Raw genomic sequence first — 21,399 nt, 5'->3', positions numbered from 1 at the left:
CCTTAGAAAGGCAAGTCCATCTTGAAGACCGACCAATACGTGAAACCCACGAATGAAATGATCATATATCCCCAGAACATTACAATGTAAGTTCTCTCAGAGAAATTCAAGTAGCCAAGAAATACGAAAGCAACGGCTTGCGCGAAAAACAATAACGCAAATTCCGTCATATGGCCTGCGAAAGCCATAAGTCCGATTACCAAAGTCCAAAAACCAAGTACCCGATACATACGTGCCATGATAACATCCCCCTTTCGCTGCGACCCGATTTTCTAATGATCATTATAACGTTTTGTCAAATAAGTGTAAACCAGAATCAGTGACGAAATCGCAAACTTTTTGTTTAATGCCATATTATTAGAAGCAGTCTGCAAATAGTTTGCCCACTTATAAGCAATAAGATGTATGAGCCGGCAGAAATTTGGTTATACAAATTAGTATCCAATAGATTCTATGAACTCTACCAAGAGCATAGAGATAAAGTAAGCGCCTTTACGTTAGGAGGTTTTTGTTGCATGACAGCAGTTAGACAAGATGCGTGGAGTCCAGACGATGATCTTATACTCGCCGAGGTTACACTACGCCATATTCGCGAAGGTAGTACACAGCTTGCAGCATTTGAAGAAGTGGGCGAAAGAATCGGGCGTACATCAGCGGCATGCGGTTTCCGCTGGAATAGCTGTGTTCGCAAACGTTATGAGGATGCGATTCAAATCGCAAAGCAGCAAAGACAGAAGCGTAATTATTTGAAAAAACAAACGATTGTTGCAACGCCTCACGTTTCATCTCTAGCCGTTTTTGAAACAGATGAACGTGTGTTTAAACAAGATACGGGTTCAATCGAGGAAGGCTTATCGGTTGATGCAGTTATTCGTTTTCTTCGTGGATGGAAGACGACTTATCAAGATTTATCGCGCCAAATCAAGTGGTTTGAGAAAGAATTGAAAGAAAAAGATGATGAGCTATACCGTCTGCGTGATCAGAATGAGAGATTGTCCAAAGAGGTTAACAATGTACAAACGGATTATCGCGCTGTGAACGACGATTACAAAACGTTGATTCAAATTATGGATCGTGCCAGAAGATTGACCGTATTAACGAATGATGACGAGTCAAAGCCTAGATTCAAAATGGATGCAAATGGCAATTTGGAACGTATTGAATAGGTTTCAAGCACAATAAGAGAGGCTCGCCTATAGGGTGGGCCTCTCTTGCATGTCTATTGCTTTATTTTCTACAGATTTGATACGATGAAAATTAAAACAATAGTGAAGCGATATGGAAACATGCTAGTAAATAAGACTAGCTGTTCATTCTGGAAGAGGGGGATGAGGTTGCAATTTGATATTGTGGGCGGAGGATCGATTGGTCTGCTGTATGGAGCAAGACTCGCAGAAGCGGGGGCCAAGGTAACGATATGGACGCGTAGCCAGGAGCAGGCAGCGGTACTGCAGGAACAAGGGATACGTTTGCGGGATATGGACAGCGCCAATGAGCGCTTGATTAAAGTAAATAGCTTGTGGAGCGGGCTTGCTGTTGAAGAACCTGTCCATCCATCCAGCATAGAGGGAGAGACAACGCGCTGGGTCTTATTAACCGTGAAACAAACGGACTTAACCGATGAGCTTATGCGCCAACTGGAATGGATTTCAAAGGGCTCGACGAGCGAGGCTGCAGCAGCCATTATATGCTTGCAGAATGGAATCGGCCATCTGGAACGAATACAAAGCTGGCTGCCCAATATGCTCTTGCTTGCTGCTGTTACGACTGAAGGCGCAAAGCGGATTGACTTATGCTCCGTACAGCACACAGGAAATGGAGAGCTTTGGCTTGGCGAATGGGCCGAAAACGAGCGTAATCCAGACGATTCTTTCGATATCGCGCAAAAAATGTTGATTAGCATCCTGCAATCGGCAGGATTTACCACATTCCTGTCGAATAACATGAAGAATCGCATTTTCAATAAATTACTAATAAATGCTGTAATTAATCCTTTAACCGCAATTTTTGATGTGACGAATGGACAATTGCCGAATCATCCCTCTCGCGAGCGACTCATGCGAGAGCTCTATGTGGAGACCGAGCGTGTGCTGCTTAAAGCGGGACTGACGCTGGAGAAGGACGGTTGGCAGCAAATAATTGAGGTATGCAAGCATACATGTGCAAATGTTTCGTCCATGTTAAGCGATATTAGAGCAGGAAGGAGCACCGAAATATCCGCCATTAACGGTGGAGTAGTTGGACTAGCAGCCAAATACAAACTGCAAGCGCCATTCAATCAAGCCATAATCGAACTAGTACAAGCACTACATCCGAAGCCGTGTTAGAAGGAGTGATGGACGATGGACCTGGTTTGGCAAGGCATCAAATATATATACGCATATTTGGCAGTCATTCCTATCATACCTTTCGCCGTTATTATGTTCGGTTATGGTGCTTTTATTAAAGATCGGAAGAAAGCGTTTCGATTAGCAATGGATGTTACAACCGCATTTCTTATTGGGATTGTTGCTGTTTTGTTCGAACTCATATTCGGCAGCAAATTCGGCATCTATGGCATTTTATTATTTATGATTCTTGGCGGCGGCCTGCTGGGCAATGCTCAGTTCCGCAAACGGGGCAGTGTCGATGCGAAGAAAATTTTTCGCACGATATGGCGCCTAAGCTTCTTTACAATGAGCGTGCTGTACATCGTCTTTACGTTTGTCTATATTGGCCAATTAGTGCTAAGTACATAAGCTTCCCCCTAGATGCAGTACGCCTCTTTTTTGGAGAGGCGTTTTTATTTTGACGTGCGGCTTCACCATTGTGTACAATTACGATGATAAGGCTATTCAAATATAAGTCGCTATGGCGACTGGCAAGCGGGAGGTTACAGGCAGCGCTATGAGAAAAGAAACCTATTCATTACGGAGCGCTCAGCCTTTGACAGAGGCTTATATACATCGGACAGATGAGCGTATCGAAGCGTTATATGGCTATCATGCCGGAGCGGAGCAAGATTGGGATAAACGAATGAATCGGCTCCAGACGAGCGGCAGCATGAGGGCAGAAGCTGGAGCAGTCGCATCCGTGCTGCGTGCATACAATGACAAGATTGGCGCAGCTTCGCAAGTATTTGCTGCTATAGCAGACATTGCCGAAGGGGCACCGGTTGTCGTCGGCGGCCAGCAAGCAGGCTTATGGACTGGTCCGCTCCTTGTCATACATAAGGCGGTTTCTATTATTCGTGCTGCTAGGTCAGCGAGTGAGCAGCTTGGACAAAAGGTTGTGCCTTTATTCTGGATAGCGGGCGAGGATCACGATTGGGACGAAGCCAATCATGCTTACGTCATTACGGCGGAGCAGGAGCTTCGCAAGCTTACGACAGCGCGTCCGGAAGGGGCTCGTACATCCGTCAGCCGTACGGCTGTCTTGGCTGAGGAATGGGAACATCAGCTGGCTGAGCTGGAGCAAGCGCTGCCGTCTTCGGAGTTCAAACCCGTGCTTCTTGAAGAGCTTCGCCATATGTCCCAGAAAGCCCATTCATTATCCGATATGTTTGCTATGATCATGAGTCATTTGTTTGGTGAGCATGGCTTGGTTCTGCTTGATGCAGATGATCCTGCTATCCGCCAGCTGGAAGCGCCGATGTTCCGGAAGATGATTGAACGGAATGATGATTTGGAACAGGCCTATACGGCATCAGCTGAGCAGGTGAAGGAGCTTGGCTATTCCTTGCAAGCAGATGTAACGCCTGGGAGCGCTAATTTGTTTCTCTTTCATAGAGAGAACGGAGATGAACGAACTCTCCTGCATAAGAAGAACGGCTTGTTCCAGGATCGCAAAGGCCAACTAAGCTTATCGACAGAAGAGCTGCTTCGCATCGCAGATCTTCAACCAGAGCAGCTAAGCAATAATGTGCTTACTCGGCCAATTATGCAGGATTATTTATTCCCTGTTCTTGCTACGGTATTAGGCCCCGGTGAAATTGCTTACTGGGCGTTGACAGGAGAAGCGTTCCGCACGCTCGGCATGGAAATGCCGATCATTGTTCCGCGTATGTCCTATACTTTGATCGAAGGAACAATCGCCAAAAACATGGATAAGTATGAGCTGACTTTCGAGGATATAATGGAACGCTTCGACGAACGCAAGGAGCAATGGCTGAAGGAGCAAGACGGGTTGCATATTGAACAGCAATTCGCCGAGGCTCGGGATACATTCGAGCAGCTCTATAAGCCGCTTCTAGAGCTTGCAACGTCCGTACAGCCTTCACTCTCGAAGCTCGGTGATACGAACCTGCAAAAAATTGTCGAGCAGATTAATTATATGGGCTCGAAAACAGTCGATGCCTTTAATAAGCAGTTTGAGGCAACGACACGCCAGCTTGATCGCATTCACCTATCCGTCAAGCCGCAAGGAAAACCGCAGGAACGCGTCTTGAACATGTCGGCTTATTGGAACCGCTATAGCTTGACGTGGCTTGAGAAGCTTATTGATGCGCCATACAGCCGCACAGGCGGGCATGAAATCGTATATTTATAATACAAATAGGAGGTATGAACACGATGAGCACAGCAGATAAAAGTATTATTACGGATCTTGCTTTAGCGCCGGAAGGCCATTTGAAGATTGATTGGGTACGCTCGCATATGCCTGTTTTAAACACGATTCGTGAGCAGTTTGAGAAGGAACAGCCTTTCAAGGGCTTGAAGGTTACAATCGCGCTTCATTTGGAAGCCAAAACAGCCTACTTGGCAAAGGTCGTCAAAGCCGGAGGAGCAGAAGTAACCATTACAGGCAGCAACCCGCTCTCTACGCAGGATGATGTGTGCGCGGCTCTCGTAGAAGACGGCATTACCGTATTTGCGAAATATAATCCAAGTCCGAAAGAATTCAAAGAGCTTAACATCAAGGCGTTGGAGTGGAAGCCTGATCTTATTATTGATGATGGCGGCGACCTCGCGACAATCCTGCATGCAGAGCGTCCAGAGCTGGGCGAAAATTTGCGTGGCGGTGCGGAAGAGACAACAACGGGCATCATTAGGCTTAAAGCGATGGAGAAGGATGGTTCTCTGAAATTTCCGATGGTAGCAGTGAATGATGCTTATTGCAAGCATCTGTTTGATAATCGTTATGGAACAGGCCAATCTGTCTGGGACGGCATTAATCGGACAACAAACCTAATGGTCGCAGGAAAAACCGTTGTCGTTGTCGGCTATGGCTGGTGCGGCAAAGGCGTTGCCATGCGTGCGAAGGGTCTTGGCGCTAACGTCGTCGTGACTGAAATCGATGCGATTAAAGCTGTAGAGGCCTATATGGACGGTTTTAGAGTTATGCCAATGGCTGAAGCAGCCCAAATAGGAGAATTTTTCGTAACTGTTACAGGCAATCGTGACGTTATTCGCGGCGAACACTATGCTGTAATGAAAGATGGAGCCATTATTTCCAATGCAGGCCACTTCGATGTGGAAGCGAATAAGCCGGAGCTTGAAGCAATGTCTGCAAGTGTTCGTACGGTTCGCCGCAACATTGAACAATATAAGCTGCAAGACGGACGCAGCATCTATTTGCTTGCAGAAGGGCGTCTAGTCAACTTGGCTGCGGGCGATGGACATCCTGCAGAGATTATGGATATGACATTCGCACTGCAAGCGGTAGCTTTGAAATATGTAAATGAGCAGTATAAAGAAATCGGCAAACAAGTTGTTAATGTGCCTTATGATCTTGATGAGCAGGTAGCGCGCTTAAAGCTGCAATCGCTAGGCTTCGGTATCGATAAGCTAACTGAAGAGCAAATCGCCTATTTGGATAGCTGGAAAGAAGCAGAATAACCAAACAATGATCTGTGTATCCAAGCCGCGAGCAATCGCGGCTTTTTTTGATGTGGGCTCCTAAGCAACGAAGTGAACTGCAGCTTATCGTTACCCGAGAAACTCCGCTCCTTGCTGTAACCTTTTATTGCCAGCAATCGTCTGGATATAAAAATAGCAAGGGGGAAATGACTTGAATAATCATACAAAAAAAAGAATTCGATTATGGATTGTAATTATGATTGTGGTGGGTCTGCTCGGGGGATGCTCCTCGGGAAACCGCGCTTCCTCGTCTAGTCCTAATAGCAGCTTGAATGACAAAACTTCTGAGATCGCAACCCTCGATAGCATCAGCTACGAAGCAATGACTAAAGCTGACTCAGAAGGAAACAGAGGTGCCGAAACTGGAACAAAGGCAGGAGGAGGCTTCACTCCCGAACTGGCATCAAGCGTTGAAGGCTTCAATCAAAAAATCATTTATACCGCATTGTTAAATATGCAAGTGGATGAGCTGACCGCTGCTGCAACCTTACTGCGCAATGCCATTTCGCAAAGCGGAGGATATATTTTGCAATTTCAAGATATCAAGCATGATGGCGAGATTGGGTCTAGCTATACGATTAAAGTGCCTGCAGCTGGGTTTATGTCATTTATTGATCGTATAGAAGCTATCGAGCATAAGCGTTTTGAGCGAAATATTAGCGGCAAAGACGTTTCCGAGGAATATGTTGATCTAGAATCGAGGCTGAAAGCAAGACAGCTCGTCGAACAAAGGCTGCTTGCCATGATGGACAAAGCAGTAAAGGCTGACGATCTGCTAAAGTTCTCGCAGCAGCTATCTGAGGTGCAGGAGGATATTGAAAGCATCAAAGGAAGAATTCGTTATTTGGATAAGAACGTATCTTACTCTACTGTCGAGCTTCGATTATACCAAACGGATCAAACGCTTAAACGAGTTATTTCAGACAATCCGAAGCTGGGCGGCAGGATGTCCGATGCTTTAGTTGGCAGTACGAAGGTTGTTTGGGACGGACTAAAGCTGCTGCTTGTTATTCTGGCAGGCGCGCTTCCTGTCTTGGTCGTGCTTGCTATTATTGCTGTACCTGTATTCTGGATCGCTCGCCTTAAGCGGAGATATGCGTCAGAGCGACAACCAACTGTTAGTGACAAGGAAGAGCAGCAGCCTCCCGACCTTTAATTATTAATAATATTAAATATTTTAAAAAATCCTGCTCCTTGAGCAGGATTTTTATTTTAGGTGGCGAACTACTGTATCTTAGTGGGGAATAGTGGGGCAAAGTGGTGGGATGAGGGGAAGGGGTGGGGCGATAACATGTTTATGGGTGAATATCAACATAGCATTGATGAGAAAGGCCGCATCATCATACCTTCGAAATTCCGCGAATCCCTTGGTGCCTCTTTTATTGCGACCCGCGGTTTAGATAATTGTTTATTTGTATATCCCATGAGCGAGTGGAGCGTTATGGAGCAGAAGCTCAAAACGCTGCCTCTAATGAAATCAGACGCACGCGCCTTTACCAGATTTTTCTTTTCCGGCGCCACTGAATGTGAGCTGGACAAACAGGGAAGGGTAAATATACCCAGCCATCTGAGAGAGTATGCGAAGCTGGATAAAGAATGCATGGTGCTCGGAGTATCGGGCCGAGTAGAAATTTGGAGCAAGCAAACTTGGGATGGCTATTATGAGCAATCCGAACAAGCGTTTAACGAAATTGCCGAGAAGCTCGTTGATTTTGATTTCAACTTCTAGAATGACAACAGGAATGGGAGGGCTGAAGCGTGTTTCAGCATATTACAGTGCTTTTGAAGGAAGCGGTTGACGGTTTGGCAATAAAGCCAGATGGAATATACGTCGATTGTACGCTTGGAGGAGCGGGGCATAGCGAGCTGATTGCGTCCCGTCTGGGCGAAGGAGGGCGTTTAATCGCATTCGATCAGGACGACTGGGCGCTGGATAATGCTCGTGTTAGGCTTGCTCGTTATATGGATAAGGTAACGCTGGTAAGAAGCAACTTTCGTGATTTGGAGCAGGAGCTCCGAGGCTGCAGCGTACCGATGCTGGATGGCGTTCCTCAAGTGGACGGCATTTTGTTTGATCTTGGCGTATCCAGTCCACAGCTTGATGAAGCGGAGCGTGGGTTCAGCTATAACCATGATGCGCCGCTGGATATGCGAATGGACCGCGAAGGTGATCTAACAGCCCATGAGATCGTCAATACATGGGATGAGCGAGACATTTCACGCATACTGGACCGTTACGGCGAAGAGAAATTCGCGCGTTCAATAGCCAGAAACATCGTGAAAGCCCGCGAGAAAGCGACAATTGAAAAAACCGGAGAGCTGGCAGAGCTAATCAAAATGTCGATACCGGCAGCAACAAGACGCACTGGCGGGCATCCAGCCAAGCGCTCCTTTCAAGCGCTTCGCATTGCTGTTAATGATGAGCTTGGCGCAGAGGAAGAAGCGCTCGAGCAAACCATCCGGTGCTTAAAGCCCGGCGGCCGAGCGTCGGTCATTACTTTTCATTCACTTGAGGATCGGATTTGCAAGCAAATATTTGCAAAGTTTGTAGAGAAGTGCACATGTCCCCCTGATTTTCCGCTTTGCGTATGCGGAAATACTGGCAAAGTGAAACTGGTTAACCGTAAGCCGATCGTCCCTAGTGAGGAAGAGCTGGAGCTCAACCCGCGCGCTAGATCAGCAAAGCTGAGAGTAGCGGAGAAATTGTAAGTCAAATGATTAAGCATTTATGGTAAGAGGGGGATTTGAATTGGCGTACGTAAATGGTAATTTGGCGCTGCAGCCAAAGCGAAAGCAAGATCAGCAAACCGTTATTAAAGAGACGAAGCGAGTAGTAGTCACTCGGAAGCCGCTGCCGGGCCCAGAAAAGCTGTTATACATATTTACTGTATTGATGCTGGTTATCGTTTCGGGCGTCATTATATTTCGATTCTCTCAGGATTATCATATGAACTTAGAGATCAAGCAGCTAACGAATGAATACCGGACAATGAATGTTGAAATGGAAGACTTGAAAAAGCAGGTTGAAATGCTCAGCGATCCTGAACGTATACGCAAGATGGCTGAGTCGCAAGGGATGGTGAGTTCGCTTGAAGGCGGCATTACGGTAAATACCGGTGCCAGCGACATTAAATCAGCTATGAGCGAATAGGGTGATTAATGATGAAAAAACGAATTAGATTGCGCACGTTGCTGTTTGGAGGGGTAATGACCCTCCTTTTTCTCGTTTTAATAAGCAGAATCTACTATGTTCAGGTAGTAAATGGAGCATTCTGGTATGAAAAGGCGAAGTCTCGTTGGTCGGCTAATGAAGTGCTGGTAGGGAAGCGCGGTACAATTACAGATAGGGATGGCAACGTATTTGCTATGGATACGATGGCTTATAATGTTGCGGTTAATCCGCAAGCTATCCATGATGCTGATTTGGTAGAAGAGGTTGTCGATGGACTTCATGAGCTGCTAGGCAAGTCAAAAGAAGAGCTTCGGAAGCTGGTAACCGCCAAAAAAGAATCAGATGGCAAATTCTATTTAGTAAGGGAGATACGGCCTGAAGGACTGAAGATTGATAAGAGCTTGGCTGACAAGCTCAAACAATTTCGCGATGAGCTTTCGAAGGAAAAGGAAGTGTATGATGTCGGAATTATACTAACTGAGGATTTGAAACGCTATTACCCTCGGAATGCGCTGGCTTCTCAGCTAGTCGGCTATTTAGATAGAGAAGGCGTGGCAATGACAGGGGTTGAAGCTTTTTTTGACGAACAATTAAAAGGCGAAAACGGGTTTGTGAATTATGAGAAAGACGGCAAGCGCGTGCAGCTCTCCGAAGGTGATTTCGAATATAAGCCAGCCCAGGATGGCCAAAATATTAAGCTGACCATCGACAGTGATATTCAGCACTATGTGGAGGAAGCGTTGAACGAGATCGTTAAGAAGTATGCGCCTAAGAGCGCTACTGCGATCGCAGCTGATCCGCAGACGATGGAAATATTAGCAATGGCGAATACACCTACTTATAATCCAAATACGTATTGGCAAAATAATTTGAACTCTTATAATCATGCCATTAAATCGTTGTACGAGCCTGGCTCCACATTCAAAATCGTCACGCTGGCAGCCGCTGTAGAAGAAGGTGTGTTCGATCCCAATGAAATGTATAAATCGGGGCAAATAACGCTTAAAGGTGTACCGAAGCCTATACGAGATATTAAGCGCGAAGGCTGGGGAACGATCTCCTTCCTGGACGGATTAAAGCACTCCAGCAACGTAGCGTTTGTTAAACTAGGCTATGAACGGCTCGGAGCAGATAAGCTTCGTGAGTATATTACAAATTTCGGCTTTGGACAAAAGACAAATATTCAGCTTAGCAATGAGCTGACGGGCTCCATTCGCTTTCAATATCCGAGTGAGGTAGCGAATGCGACCTTTGGTCAAGGGGTAACCGTTACGCCTATTCAACAGGTTGCTGCTGTGGCGGCAGTTGCGAATGGCGGCAGGCTGCTGCAGCCGCAAATTGTGAAGAGCATTACCGATCCGACAACCAAGACGACTACAGAGATTGAGCCGAAAGTCGTTCGCCAGGTCATATCCAAAGAAACGTCCAAACTGGTTGGTGAGTATTTGGAGCAGGTTGTATCTGACCAAGTGAATGGCTCCGGCAAAAATGCCTACATTGAAGGCTATCGAGTGGCAGGCAAAACAGGAACGGCTCAAAAGGTTATCGGTAAAGATTACTCTTCGACGAAATTCGTTGTATCGTTTATCGGCTATGCGCCTGTTGATGATCCGAAAATAGTCGTTTATGTCGTTGTAGACGAACCAAATGATCCTTTGGTCGGCGGCGGTAAGGTAGCTGCTCCGGCATTTAAACAAATTGTACTCAAGAGCCTTCGCAAAATGGGCGTAGCTCCAAATTACAAAACGGATTCAAATACCGAGAAAAAGGAAGTATCCGTAGTCATTCCTGATTTGTCAGAGCTTAAGGTGGCGCAAGCGAAAGCGGAATTAGCAGCGAAGGCCATCAATTATGAGTTAATCGGCAATGGTGCTACTGTCTTGCAGCAAATACCAGCCGGCGGCTCTATTGTTCACCCGACTCAGCGCGTCTACCTGATTACGGAGCAGCGGGATAAGCTGGCCGTACCGGATATGACAGGGGTTTCGCTTAGAGATGCGCTAGAAATCACATCCTTGCTTGGTGTTCGTGTCATTACAGAGGGACAGGGCTATGTTGTGTCTCAGAAGGTTGAAGAGCAAAATGGCAAACGAATTGTACGGATTGTGCTACAGCCTCCCGCAGGCGGACCGGGCGGAGCAGCCGCCGGCACGGGCTCCGAGGGTGATGCCATAGATACTGAAGATGCAGAGCAAAGTGGAGCCGAGCAAGGACAGGGTACTGAGGATACGGAAAAAGAAGGAAATACTCCGGAATAGGCTTGCGCAAGTGTAAGATTTATACAATTAAACATCAATATCTTCAAACAAAGCTTGTTCTATCGCTCGCTTGTCCCGAATAGGCTGGGAATGAGCGTGAGCGAACGCTCCGTACGAATTGGTCTCGCGGAGGGGGAACGGGTAATGAAGGTTTCTAATGTAACTGTAAGGCGCCGCTTATTTATAGTGTTGATATTAGCAGGTGTTGCATTTATCGCCTTGTGCTTTCGGCTTAGCTATGTTCAGCTGTGGCAAGGCGAAGAGCTCGCAAACAAGGCAGAAGACTCGTGGAGACGCAACATTCCATACGTGGCTAAGCGAGGAGAAATTATTGATCGGAATGGTGTTGAGCTAGCGTATAATGTCAGCTCGCCAACCGTATGGGCTATTCCTGTGCAAGTCAAGGAGCAGCAGGCTACAGCTGCTGCGCTTGCTCCGCTTTTGGACATGTCGGAGGAGAAGATATTAACAAAAATAAAGACAAAAAAAATGATCGTGCAGCTTGGACCAGGCGGCCGCAAAATAACACTGGATAAAGCGGAAAAAATTCGTGAGCTGGCTCTCCCAGGCATTGTCGTCGCTGAAGATAATAAGCGGTTCTACCCGTATGGCAATCTTGCAGCCCATGTGCTTGGCTTCACGGGCATAGACAATCAGGGCCTTACCGGCGTGGAGGCTAAATACAATACTGAGCTCAGTGGAATAGGCGGAAACGTATCGTTTCTGTCGGATGCCGCGGGACGGCAAATGCCCAATTCATCAGATACTTATGTAGAGCCTAAAGAAGGGCTTACGATGCAGCTAACACTGGATAAGCGAATTCAGACGGTGATGGAGCGCGAGCTCGATCAAGCGATGACGAAGCTGCAGCCGGATGGCCTCATCGCGATAGCTATGAATCCTAAAAACGGTGAAATACTGGGTATGGCAAGCCGTCCTACTTATGAGCCGGACAAGTTCCGGGAAGTAACTCCTGAGGTTTACAATCGGAATCTTCCGATTTGGATGACATACGAACCGGGCTCAACCTTCAAGATTATTACGCTGGCGGCAGCGCTGGAGGAGAAGAAGGTCGATTTGCAAAATGAGCGATTCTTCGATCCAGGTGCGATTGAAGTTGGCGGAGCGAGGCTTCGCTGCTGGAAAAAGGGCGGACATGGCAGTCAAACCTTTCTGGAGGTCGTCGAGAATTCATGCAATCCAGGTTTTGTTACACTTGGTCAACGGCTTGGGAAAGAGAAGTTATTCGAGTATATAAAGAACTTTGGCTTCGGGACGAAAACGGGAATCGATATTGGCGGCGAGGAGAATGGGATTCTCTTTAAGCTCAGCCAGGTTGGCCCAGTCGAGCTGGCTACGACAGCTTTCGGGCAAGGTGTATCCGTTACGCCGATTCAGCAAATTACAGCTGTTTCAGCCGCGATTAATGGCGGTACATTATATAAGCCTCATGTTGCGAAAGCATGGATTAACCCGGAAACGGGAGCAGTAGTGGAAACGGTTGAGCCTGAAGCAGTGCGGAAGGTTATATCGGAGGAAACATCGAAGAAGGTGCGTGATGCGCTGGAGAGCGTCGTTGCCAAAGGGACCGGCCGGAATGCGTTTATCGATGGATATCGAGTCGGCGGCAAGACGGGTACAGCGCAAAAGGTTATTAACGGGCGCTATTCGCCTAATGAGCATATTGTTTCATTTATCGGCTTTGCTCCAGCAGATGATCCACAAATCGTAATCTATGTAGCTGTAGATAATCCGCAGGGCATTCAATTTGGAGGTGTCGTAGCAGCGCCGATCGTCCGCAATATGATGGAGGATGCGCTGACGATATTGGAAGTTCCGTCTCGTGAGAAGCAAATTGATCGTATATACAAGTACGGAGAAACACCGATTGTAACTGTGCCGAATTTGGTTGGAAAAACCGTGTCTGACCTTTATGAAGATATGAATATGAACTTCAACCTATCGTCCGCAGGCTCCGGCAAAGTCGTCATTCGACAAGCACCCGCAGCGGGAGCGCGAGTAGAACGCGGATCGACGATCCGTATCTATTTAGGAAATGATGATAATATATCCCACTCCCATTGACTATAATGATAGTTAACGGGGATACCGCGGATTGCATACCTTAATTCCGTTGGTATTTAAGGGAGGGGCTGGGGCAGATGCGATTAAAGGAAATTGCGGAACTGCTTATCACATCGCGGCTTATAGGCGACGGGGAGTTGGAATGGACCGGCATTGAAACGGATTCGCGCAGCATAAGCATCGGCTGCTTGTTTATCTGCTTGAGGGGCCATACAGTAGATGGCCATCTGTATGCGCCTCAGGCGATGGAGGCTGGAGCGGCGGCGCTTATTGTAGAGAGAGAGCTTGATCTTCCTATTCCTCAATTAGTTGTTAAGAATTGCCGGCTCGCGATGGCTGTCATTGCTAATCATTTCTATTCGTATCCTAGCGAACAGCTCAAGTTGATTGGCATTACGGGGACGAATGGAAAAACGACTACTACCTATTTAATTGAGCAAATATTGAATGAGCAGGGCAAGCCTGCCGGTGTCATAGGAACGATAGAGCTTCGCTTCGCAGGGCGTTCTTTTCCGATGTCGAACACGACTCCGCAAACGCTCCAGCTGCAGAAATATTTACATGATATGCGCGAGGCCGGCACTCAGTATTGTGCAATCGAGGTTTCTTCGCACGCGCTGGAACAGGGACGTGTGAAGGGCTGCCGCTTTCGGACCGCTGTGTTTACGAATCTGACTCAGGACCATCTTGACTATCATGAAACTATGAGCCGCTATGCTGCTGCAAAGGGATTGTTTTTCTCAAGGTTAGGAAATGAGTACAAAGCCGATGAGAATGAACGATCCTATGCTGTGCTGAATGCAGATGACGCCATCTCGGCAGAGTATGCGGAGCTAACTGCGGCTGAGGTCGTAACCTACGGCATTGATAACGAAGCCGATGTCAGAGCATCGAATATTCGCATAACCGCTCAAGGAACTTCATTCCATGTAAAAACATTCCGGGGTGATGCGGATATAACGCTGCAAATGGCTGGCAAGTTTAATGTATATAATGCGCTGGCAGCAATAAGCGCCGTTCTAATTGAAGGGGTAGCGCTAAATGCAATAACCGCAAGCTTGGGCGCAATACCGGGTGTCCCGGGCCGCGTCGAGGCGGTCAACGCCGGCCAGAGCTTCGCTGTTATTGTCGACTATGCACACACGCCTGATGGACTGGAAAATGTGCTCCGTGCAGTACAGCAATTCGCAGATAAGCGAATTATATGCGTATTCGGCTGCGGAGGCGATCGTGATCGGAAGAAGCGGCCTCTTATGGGATTAATTGCTGCACGATTTGCCGATCATGTCATTATAACATCTGACAATCCGCGTACGGAGCCGCCCGAGCTTATACTAAAAGATATTGAAGAAGGACTTATAAATAGCGGCATTGAAACTACGAAATACCAATTAATTACAGATCGAAGGTTGGCTATTCAAAAAGCGGTTGAAATGGCAAGCCCCGGCGATGTAGTATTGATTGCGGGGAAAGGTCATGAGACCTACCAGGATATAAACGGCATAAAGCATCCGTTCGATGATCGAACAGTTGCGAAAGAAGCGATAAGGGGAATCATACATTGATTAAACGTACGATTAAGCAAATAGCCGAGATGAGCGGCGCTAAATGGAATGGCAATCATGCTGAGCTTCAAGTTACGGGCGTGACAACGGATTCGCGGAAAGCTGGCGCGGGTCAATTGTTCATTCCACTTGTTGGTGAGCAATTCGACGGACATGAATACTTGGAGCAAGCTGTTAATAATGGAGTTGCAGCCGCCCTTTGGCAAAAGGGCCGCGAGGTGCCTGAGGCATTGGCTGATTTCCCGCTGCTTATAGTTGGGGATACGCTTGTTGCTTTGCAGCGTCTTGCGACTGCTTATCGCAGTGAGCTTGTCGTCCGCGTAGTTGGAATTACTGGAAGCAACGGCAAGACAACGACTAAGGATATGACAGCTGCGATACTAAGCACGACATATAAAGTTCATAAAACGGAGGGCAACCTCAATAATCAAATAGGGCTGCCGCTTACGGTGCTTCAGCTTGAAGAAGATACGGAGGTAGCCGTGCTTGAAATGGGCATGAGCGGCTTCGGCGAAATCGAGCTGCTGACAAAGATCGCTCAACCAGACGCAGCTATTATTACTAATATTGGTGAAGCCCATCTGCTTCACCTTGGCTCCAAGGCTGGAATTGCAAAGGCCAAGCTGGAAATCGCTTTAGGATTAAGCGAAGAAGGCTTGCTGCTTTATAACGGCGATGAGCCGCTCCTGGAAGCGGAGCTGAAGCAGGCTATACTTCCAAGTGGAATTATTCAACGCACCTTTGGGCTGTCGGAGCGGAATGAATGGTCGGCAGTGGATATTGTGCTTTCTTCCGAAGCGACAGTATTTACTGCTGTGTACAATGGGATGCCAAGTGCTCTTGGCTCGGTAAGCATACCTGTTCCAGGACAGCACAATGTGAGCAATGCGCTTGCTGCTATCGCAGTCAGCCGTTTCTTCGGCGTTCCGGCATCGAAGGTTGCAGAAGGCCTAAGCAGCCTTAAGTTAACCGGCATGCGGATTCAGCCTGTTCGAGCATATAATGGAGCGATGATCTTGAATGATGCTTATAATGCGAATCCTACAGCCGTAAGAGCAGCCATCGATCTTGTAGAACATTTGAAAGGCTATAGCCGGAAATGGATCGTGTTAGCAGATATGCTGGAGCTGGGGTCGGAGGAGCAGGAGCTGCACTTCCAAGTTGGCGCTTATATTTCACCAAGCAAGGCGGATGCCGTGCTTACGTTTGGTCCTTTGTCACAGCAGACGTTTGAGGGCGCGAGGTCGCGCTTCATTGGCTCGGCTGCAGAGGAAATGATTCAGCATTTCGAAGATAAAGAAAAGCTTGCCGCATGGCTAAGAAGCAAGCTGGAGCCATCAGACATTGTACTGATCAAAGGTTCCCGCGGCATGCGGATGGAACAGATTGTCCAAGCTTTAGAGGTGGGGTGAGGATATGGACATGATGGTCATATTATTATCAATCGGCGCTTCCTTCTTGCTAGCGGTTCTGCTCGGACCATTGTTCATACCGCTGCTTAGACGTCTGAAGTTTGGTCAGCAAATTCGCACAGAAGGCCCACAAAGCCATTTGAAAAAAAGCGGTACACCGACCATGGGCGGCATCATTATTATGATTGCGGTCATGATCGCTTTCTTGAAGTTTTCGGATAAATCCGCAGAATTCTGGGTGCTGATAACCGCATCGCTTGGGTTTGGTTTAGTAGGGTTTCTGGATGATTATATTAAAATTGTATTCAAAAGATCGCTTGGTCTTACAGCTGGTCAGAAGCTGTTCGGGCAATTGTTATTTTCCATCATCGTATGTGCTATGCTGTACAATATGCATCATAGTACGGAGATCACGGTTCCAGGCACAGGCTGGGGTTTTGATCTAGGCTGGTTTTATTATCCATTAGTTGTTATTATTATGTTTGCTGCAAGCAATTCCGTTAACTTTACTGACGGAGTAGATGGCTTGTTAGCAGGCACAAGCGCGATAGCCTTCGGAGCATTCACTGTTGTAGCGCTACAAACCTCTGCCCATGAGTCAGCCGTTTTCTCTGCGGCTATGGTTGGAGCAGTGCTTGGTTTTCTAGTATTCAATGCTCATCCTGCTAAAGTATTTATGGGGGATATGGGCTCGCTCGGAATCGGCGGCGGAATTGCAGCAGTGGCGATTCTGACGAAGACGGAACTGCTGCTTATCGTTATTGGCGGGGTTTTTGTTCTGGAGATGCTGTCGGTTATTTTGCAAGTTGGATCTTTTAAGCTGAGGGGCAAGCGGATTTTCAAAATGAGTCCGATCCATCATCACTTTGAGCTTGGTGGCTGGTCGGAATGGAAGGTTGTTACCGTATTCTGGCTTGTGGGTCTTATTCTTGCTGCTATCGGCTTGCTATTTGTTATTTAAATGTTCAGGGACGGCTTCTGCTCAAGCGGAGCCGTTTCATGTATCCATAGAAGGGACTGTCCATCATGAATCATCCGGCATCTTATCAAGGCCGCCGTGTAGTTGTACTAGGATTGGCTCGAAGCGGAGTTAGCGTTGCGAAGGTATTTCATCAATTTGGCGCTGAGGTCGTCGTGAACGACAAAAAGGATCGAGAATTATGTCCCGAAGCGGATGAACTAACTGCTTTGGGCATTTCTGTGCTATGCGGCTCCCATCCGCCTGATTTGATTACAGAAGATACTGCGCTGTTGATCAAAAATCCCGGCATTCCTTATTCGTCTCCGCCTGTGCAGCAGGCTGCCGAGCTCGGAGTCGAAATTATTACGGAAGTGGAGGCGGCCTACTGGCTGTCCCCGGCTCCTATTATTGGCATTACCGGCTCAAATGGAAAAACGACCACGACATCGTGGCTAGGCGAACTGCTTAGTGCAGCAGGCTTGAAGCCGATCGTAGCAGGCAATATTGGCCGCCCGCTATGCGAAGCAGCTATGGAATCTACCGAGGATCAATGGATCGTGGCGGAGCTTAGCAGCTTCCAGTTAAAAGGGACAAACTCTTTCCGGCCGCATATTGCATTGCTGCTCAATATTGCAGAAACGCATCTAGATTATCATGGAGATATGGATGACTATGTGAATTCCAAAGTGAAGCTGTTTGATAATCAGACCGAGGATGATATCGCTATTATCAACTGGGATGATCCGGAATGCCGGGCGATCTCCGAGTGGCTGATCGCACAGCAGCTGCCGTTTTCACTCTATGAGACGCTTGAAACGGGAGTGTTTATCGATCCACCCTACGAGAGGGACAATTATAGCTTGGAATCCAGCGAAGATGACGGTACAGCTGTGGCTAGACAAATCGTTTATCGACAAGCGGACGGCGTTCAAATCACGATTCTGCCTGTAAATGAACTAGGTATTCCAGGGCGCCACAACGCCGCTAATGCGCTCGCTGCTATCGCGGCAAGTTTAGCTGCTGGCGCAGCGCCAGAGCGGCTTATAAAGCCTCTGAGAGAGTTTGAGGCGGTAGAACATCGCCTTGAGTTCGTTCGGGAGGTCAATGGCGTTAAATACTATAATGATTCGAAAGCGACGAATCCGGTTGCAACGATCATGTCTATCCATTCATTGGCCGCGCCGATTGTATTAGTAGCAGGCGGGTTGGATAGAGGTTCCGATTATATGGAGCTGGCTCCCATTTTCCGTGAGCGGTTAAAGGGCTTAGTCACATTAGGGGAAACACGCGAGAAGCTGGCTCATGTCGCAGAGCTTGCAGGTTTAGCTAAGGTGGAAATCGTCGAACCTAGTGAAGACGCCGAATCCGTTCTGCAGCAAGCTGTTAAGCAAGCCTCAGCCCTCGCAGAGCCGGGTGATATCGTACTGTTGTCGCCAGCTTGTGCCAGCTGGGACATGTTTGCTTCTTATGAGCAAAGAGGACGCATTTTTAAAGATTCGGCGCATACCTTGTAAGTAGGGGGCATGTCCCTACTTTCACATGCTAAGAGGTGTGTTCGCTATGGTCAAAGCGCGTTCTGCCCCGGATATCTGGATGCTTGCTGCTATTGGGCTCATTCTTTCAATCGGGTTGATTATGGTCTACAGCGCTAGCGCCGTACTTGCTTTCCATGAGTTTGGCGATCGATTCTATTTCGTGAAGCGTCAGGTTATATTTGCTGGACTAGGTGTAGGTGCGTTAATATTTACTATGAACACCCACTATACCGTCTGGAAAAAGTGGGCTCCCATGACGCTGCTCATTTGCTTTGGGCTGCTGATCCTCGTTCTGATTCCTGGTATCGGCGTTGTTCGCGGCGGGGCGCGCAGTTGGCTAGGCATCAGCTCATTCGGTATTCAGCCGTCGGAGTTTATGAAGCTGGCTATGGTTTTATTTCTATCGAAGTGGCTCTCGGAGAAGCAGCAAACGATCACGCTGTTTACGAAGGGGCTATTGCCGCCGCTCGGTTTGGTTGGACTAGCTTTTGGACTTATTATGCTGCAGCCCGATCTTGGTACGGGTGCGGTCATGCTGGTCGCTTCCATCCTGTTGATTTTTACGGCTGGCGCTAGAATTGCTCATTTGGGCAGCTTAGCTCTTATCGGGGTTGCTGGCTTCGTCGGTCTTATTATTGCGGCGCCTTATCGTCTGCAGCGTATTACTTCATTCCTTGATCCTTGGGCCGATCCGCTAGGCGGAGGCTATCAAATTATCCAATCGCTGTTCGCTATTGGACCTGGCGGCTTAGTAGGGCTTGGGCTCGGTATGAGCAGACAGAAATATAGTTATTTGCCGGAACCGCAAACAGATTTTATATTTTCAATACTGGCGGAAGAACTCGGATTTATTGGCGGAGTAACGCTTATCTTATTGTTTCTGGTCGTTGTGTGGCGCGGCGTGCGTGCGGCTATCGGGGCACCTGACACCTTCGGCAGCCTGCTGGCTGTTGGAATTACCGGAATTGTCGGCGTGCAAGTGCTTATTAATATCGGTGTAGTAATCGGCATGATGCCTGTAACGGGTATTACATTGCCGCTTGTTAGTTACGGGGGATCCTCGCTTACACTGCTTTTAACCGGCTTAGGAATTTTACTGAATATATCGCGTTATTCCCGATAAAGCGTTTGACGCGGCTATCAAAATTTCCTTGCCTAAAACCATGAGAATAACGTTATACCGGATTAATCAATCCGGTATTAGCTATGTATAGAAGCATGTTTGGGCTAAGATTTGCGCTGTTACAGACCTATTTTGAGAATAAGTTTCGAATGGTATACATACAGCATTGGTTGAATCAGCAGCATTAAAGGATGAAGCTTTCTTGCAAGGACTGCTCCGGCATAGGCGATTGTCACACAAGAACCTGCATAGGCATAGGATACACTATATTCGTGACCGTCGCCCGAAAGGAGCGTTTATAACAATGATCGCGTTCAATCTGGATGCCGCTGCGCTTTGCTGTTAGAGAGGGCGAATTGCTCTCGATTAAGCCTTTGCTTACGAAGGTGGTTTTGCTTCGCAAAACCTAGGTTTATGCTTACGAAGTGGTTTTGCCTTGCAAACCTAAGCGTATGCTTACGAAGTTGGTTTTGCTGCACAAAACCTAAGCGTATGCTTACGAAATTGGTTTTGCTACACAAAACCTATAGGAGGTTCGACATAATGGAAGCATTTAAAGCGGAATTGGAACAAGCTGATCTCGGCGAAGTTTTGTATAATGAACCGCTCACTAACTATACGACATGGAAAATCGGCGGTCCCGCCGACATATTAATCCTCCCACGAAGCAAGGAAGATTTAGTGAACGCTGTACGCTTGATTCATAAGCATCAGGTAGCGTGGACTAATCTTGGCCGAGGCTCTAACATGCTGGTGAGTGACAAAGGAATTCGCGGTGTTGTAATTAAACCGCATAAAGGGTTAGATTACGTGCGTTTTGAAGGAACGCAGGCAATTGCTGGCGCTTCTTATTCGTTTATTAAGCTATCAGTCATGGCGGGCAAGGAAGGGCTTACGGGTCTTGAATTCGCGGGGGGAATCCCGGGCTCGGTAGGCGGTGCCGTCTATATGAATGCTGGCGCGCATGGATCGGATGTGTCACGTATTTTCAAATTTGCTGACATTGTGCTGGAGACAGGAGAGTTGGTCCGCTACTATCCGGACGATATGCGCTTCTCCTACCGCCACTCTATTCTGCATGAGCAAAAAGGAGTGGTCATTGAGGCTGCTTTCGAATTAGCAGAGGGTGATCGGAAGGAAATTACATCATTGTTTGCCTCTTATAAAGAAAGAAGATTGCGAACACAACCGCTGCAGCTTGCAGTCGCTGGCAGTGTATTCCGCAATCCGCCCAATGATTTCGCTGCAAGGCTGATAGAGGAAGCGGGATTGAAGGGTGTAAGCATAGGAGGCGCGCTAGTATCCGAGCAGCATGCCAATTTTATTGTTAATACCGGGCAATCTACAGCTGAAGACGTTCTCGCCCTCATGACACACATACAAAGCACCGTCCAGGACCGCTTCGGCATCCTGCTGGTGCCGGAAGTATTGGTGGTGGGTGAGCGGTAATT

At 47.6% G+C, this 21,399-nt stretch carries 18 protein-coding genes; 17 read left to right on the top strand and 1 reads right to left on the bottom strand.

What is annotated here, in order from left to right; genetic code table 11:
• Positions 1-2: 2 nt before the first annotated feature.
• Positions 3-239, bottom strand: coding sequence for a DUF2626 domain-containing protein (locus CEF13_RS17970; protein WP_053375484.1), 237 nt, complete (start codon positions 237-239; stop codon positions 3-5).
• 276 nt (positions 240-515) lie between these two features.
• Here CEF13_RS17970 and CEF13_RS17965 point away from each other — a divergent pair, with 276 nt between their 5' ends.
• The 17 genes from CEF13_RS17965 (at position 516) to murB (ending at position 21,397) form a co-directional block, all read left to right on the top strand.
• Positions 516-1,166 (top strand): RsfA family transcriptional regulator, encoded by a 651-nt coding sequence (locus CEF13_RS17965; RefSeq protein WP_102712606.1) that lies wholly within the window; start codon positions 516-518, stop codon positions 1,164-1,166.
• A gap of 168 nt (positions 1,167-1,334) precedes the next feature.
• Positions 1,335-2,327 carry a ketopantoate reductase family protein gene (locus tag CEF13_RS17960; protein WP_166742728.1) on the top strand — a complete coding sequence of 331 codons (993 nt, stop codon included), beginning with the start codon at positions 1,335-1,337 and terminating at the stop codon, positions 2,325-2,327.
• A 15-nt stretch (positions 2,328-2,342) separates the two neighbouring features.
• Positions 2,343-2,738 (top strand): DUF3397 domain-containing protein, encoded by a 396-nt coding sequence (locus CEF13_RS17955; RefSeq protein ID WP_102712602.1) that lies wholly within the window; start codon positions 2,343-2,345, stop codon positions 2,736-2,738.
• A gap of 148 nt (positions 2,739-2,886) precedes the next feature.
• A complete protein-coding gene (gene bshC, locus CEF13_RS17950; RefSeq protein WP_102712600.1) occupies positions 2,887-4,527 on the top strand; it encodes a bacillithiol biosynthesis cysteine-adding enzyme BshC in 1,641 nt (546 codons plus the stop codon).
• Positions 4,528-4,550: 23 nt separating this feature from the next.
• A complete protein-coding gene (locus tag CEF13_RS17945; RefSeq protein ID WP_102712598.1) occupies positions 4,551-5,816 on the top strand; it encodes an adenosylhomocysteinase in 1,266 nt (421 codons plus the stop codon).
• Between the two features lie 172 nt (positions 5,817-5,988).
• Positions 5,989-6,993: a DUF4349 domain-containing protein gene (locus CEF13_RS17940; RefSeq protein ID WP_102712596.1), complete on the top strand. Its 1,005-nt coding sequence runs from the start codon at positions 5,989-5,991 to the stop codon at positions 6,991-6,993.
• A gap of 135 nt (positions 6,994-7,128) precedes the next feature.
• The gene (mraZ, locus tag CEF13_RS17935; RefSeq protein ID WP_102712594.1) at positions 7,129-7,566 is read left to right on the top strand and encodes a division/cell wall cluster transcriptional repressor MraZ; all 438 of its coding nucleotides are present in this window, start codon (positions 7,129-7,131) and stop codon (positions 7,564-7,566) included.
• Positions 7,567-7,595: 29 nt separating this feature from the next.
• A complete protein-coding gene (rsmH, locus tag CEF13_RS17930) occupies positions 7,596-8,546 on the top strand; it encodes a 16S rRNA (cytosine(1402)-N(4))-methyltransferase RsmH (protein ID WP_102712593.1) in 951 nt (316 codons plus the stop codon).
• A 40-nt stretch (positions 8,547-8,586) separates the two neighbouring features.
• The gene (gene ftsL, locus CEF13_RS17925) at positions 8,587-8,988 is read left to right on the top strand and encodes a cell division protein FtsL (RefSeq protein ID WP_102712591.1); all 402 of its coding nucleotides are present in this window, start codon (positions 8,587-8,589) and stop codon (positions 8,986-8,988) included.
• Between the two features lie 11 nt (positions 8,989-8,999).
• Positions 9,000-11,267 (top strand): penicillin-binding transpeptidase domain-containing protein, encoded by a 2,268-nt coding sequence (locus tag CEF13_RS17920; RefSeq protein ID WP_102712589.1) that lies wholly within the window; start codon positions 9,000-9,002, stop codon positions 11,265-11,267.
• A 144-nt stretch (positions 11,268-11,411) separates the two neighbouring features.
• Positions 11,412-13,352, top strand: a complete 1,941-nt coding sequence (locus CEF13_RS17915; RefSeq protein ID WP_102712587.1) for a stage V sporulation protein D — start codon at positions 11,412-11,414, stop codon at positions 13,350-13,352.
• A 77-nt stretch (positions 13,353-13,429) separates the two neighbouring features.
• A complete protein-coding gene (locus CEF13_RS17910; RefSeq protein WP_102712585.1) occupies positions 13,430-14,917 on the top strand; it encodes a UDP-N-acetylmuramoyl-L-alanyl-D-glutamate--2,6-diaminopimelate ligase in 1,488 nt (495 codons plus the stop codon).
• Complete coding sequence (locus tag CEF13_RS17905) at positions 14,914-16,329, top strand: UDP-N-acetylmuramoyl-tripeptide--D-alanyl-D-alanine ligase (RefSeq protein ID WP_102712583.1); 1,416 nt, start codon at positions 14,914-14,916, stop codon at positions 16,327-16,329. Before CEF13_RS17910 ends, CEF13_RS17905 begins: the two co-directional genes overlap by 4 nt.
• 4 nt (positions 16,330-16,333) lie before the next feature.
• Positions 16,334-17,290 carry a phospho-N-acetylmuramoyl-pentapeptide-transferase gene (mraY, locus tag CEF13_RS17900; protein WP_102712581.1) on the top strand — a complete coding sequence of 319 codons (957 nt, stop codon included), beginning with the start codon at positions 16,334-16,336 and terminating at the stop codon, positions 17,288-17,290.
• 65 nt (positions 17,291-17,355) lie between these two features.
• The gene (gene murD, locus CEF13_RS17895; protein WP_102712579.1) at positions 17,356-18,804 is read left to right on the top strand and encodes a UDP-N-acetylmuramoyl-L-alanine--D-glutamate ligase; all 1,449 of its coding nucleotides are present in this window, start codon (positions 17,356-17,358) and stop codon (positions 18,802-18,804) included.
• A gap of 46 nt (positions 18,805-18,850) precedes the next feature.
• Positions 18,851-19,948 (top strand): stage V sporulation protein E, encoded by a 1,098-nt coding sequence (gene spoVE / locus CEF13_RS17890; RefSeq protein WP_102712577.1) that lies wholly within the window; start codon positions 18,851-18,853, stop codon positions 19,946-19,948.
• A 543-nt stretch (positions 19,949-20,491) separates the two neighbouring features.
• Positions 20,492-21,397, top strand: a complete 906-nt coding sequence (gene murB, locus CEF13_RS17885) for a UDP-N-acetylmuramate dehydrogenase (RefSeq protein ID WP_102712575.1) — start codon at positions 20,492-20,494, stop codon at positions 21,395-21,397.
• Positions 21,398-21,399 lie beyond the last annotated feature (2 nt).

Origin of the sequence: Paenibacillus castaneae, from assembly GCF_002884445.1 — a bacterium.
Taxonomy (GTDB): domain Bacteria; phylum Bacillota; class Bacilli; order Paenibacillales; family Paenibacillaceae; genus Pristimantibacillus; species Pristimantibacillus castaneae.
Note: the sequence above shows the minus strand (reverse complement) of the source record. Positions and strands in the feature narration are given on the sequence as shown.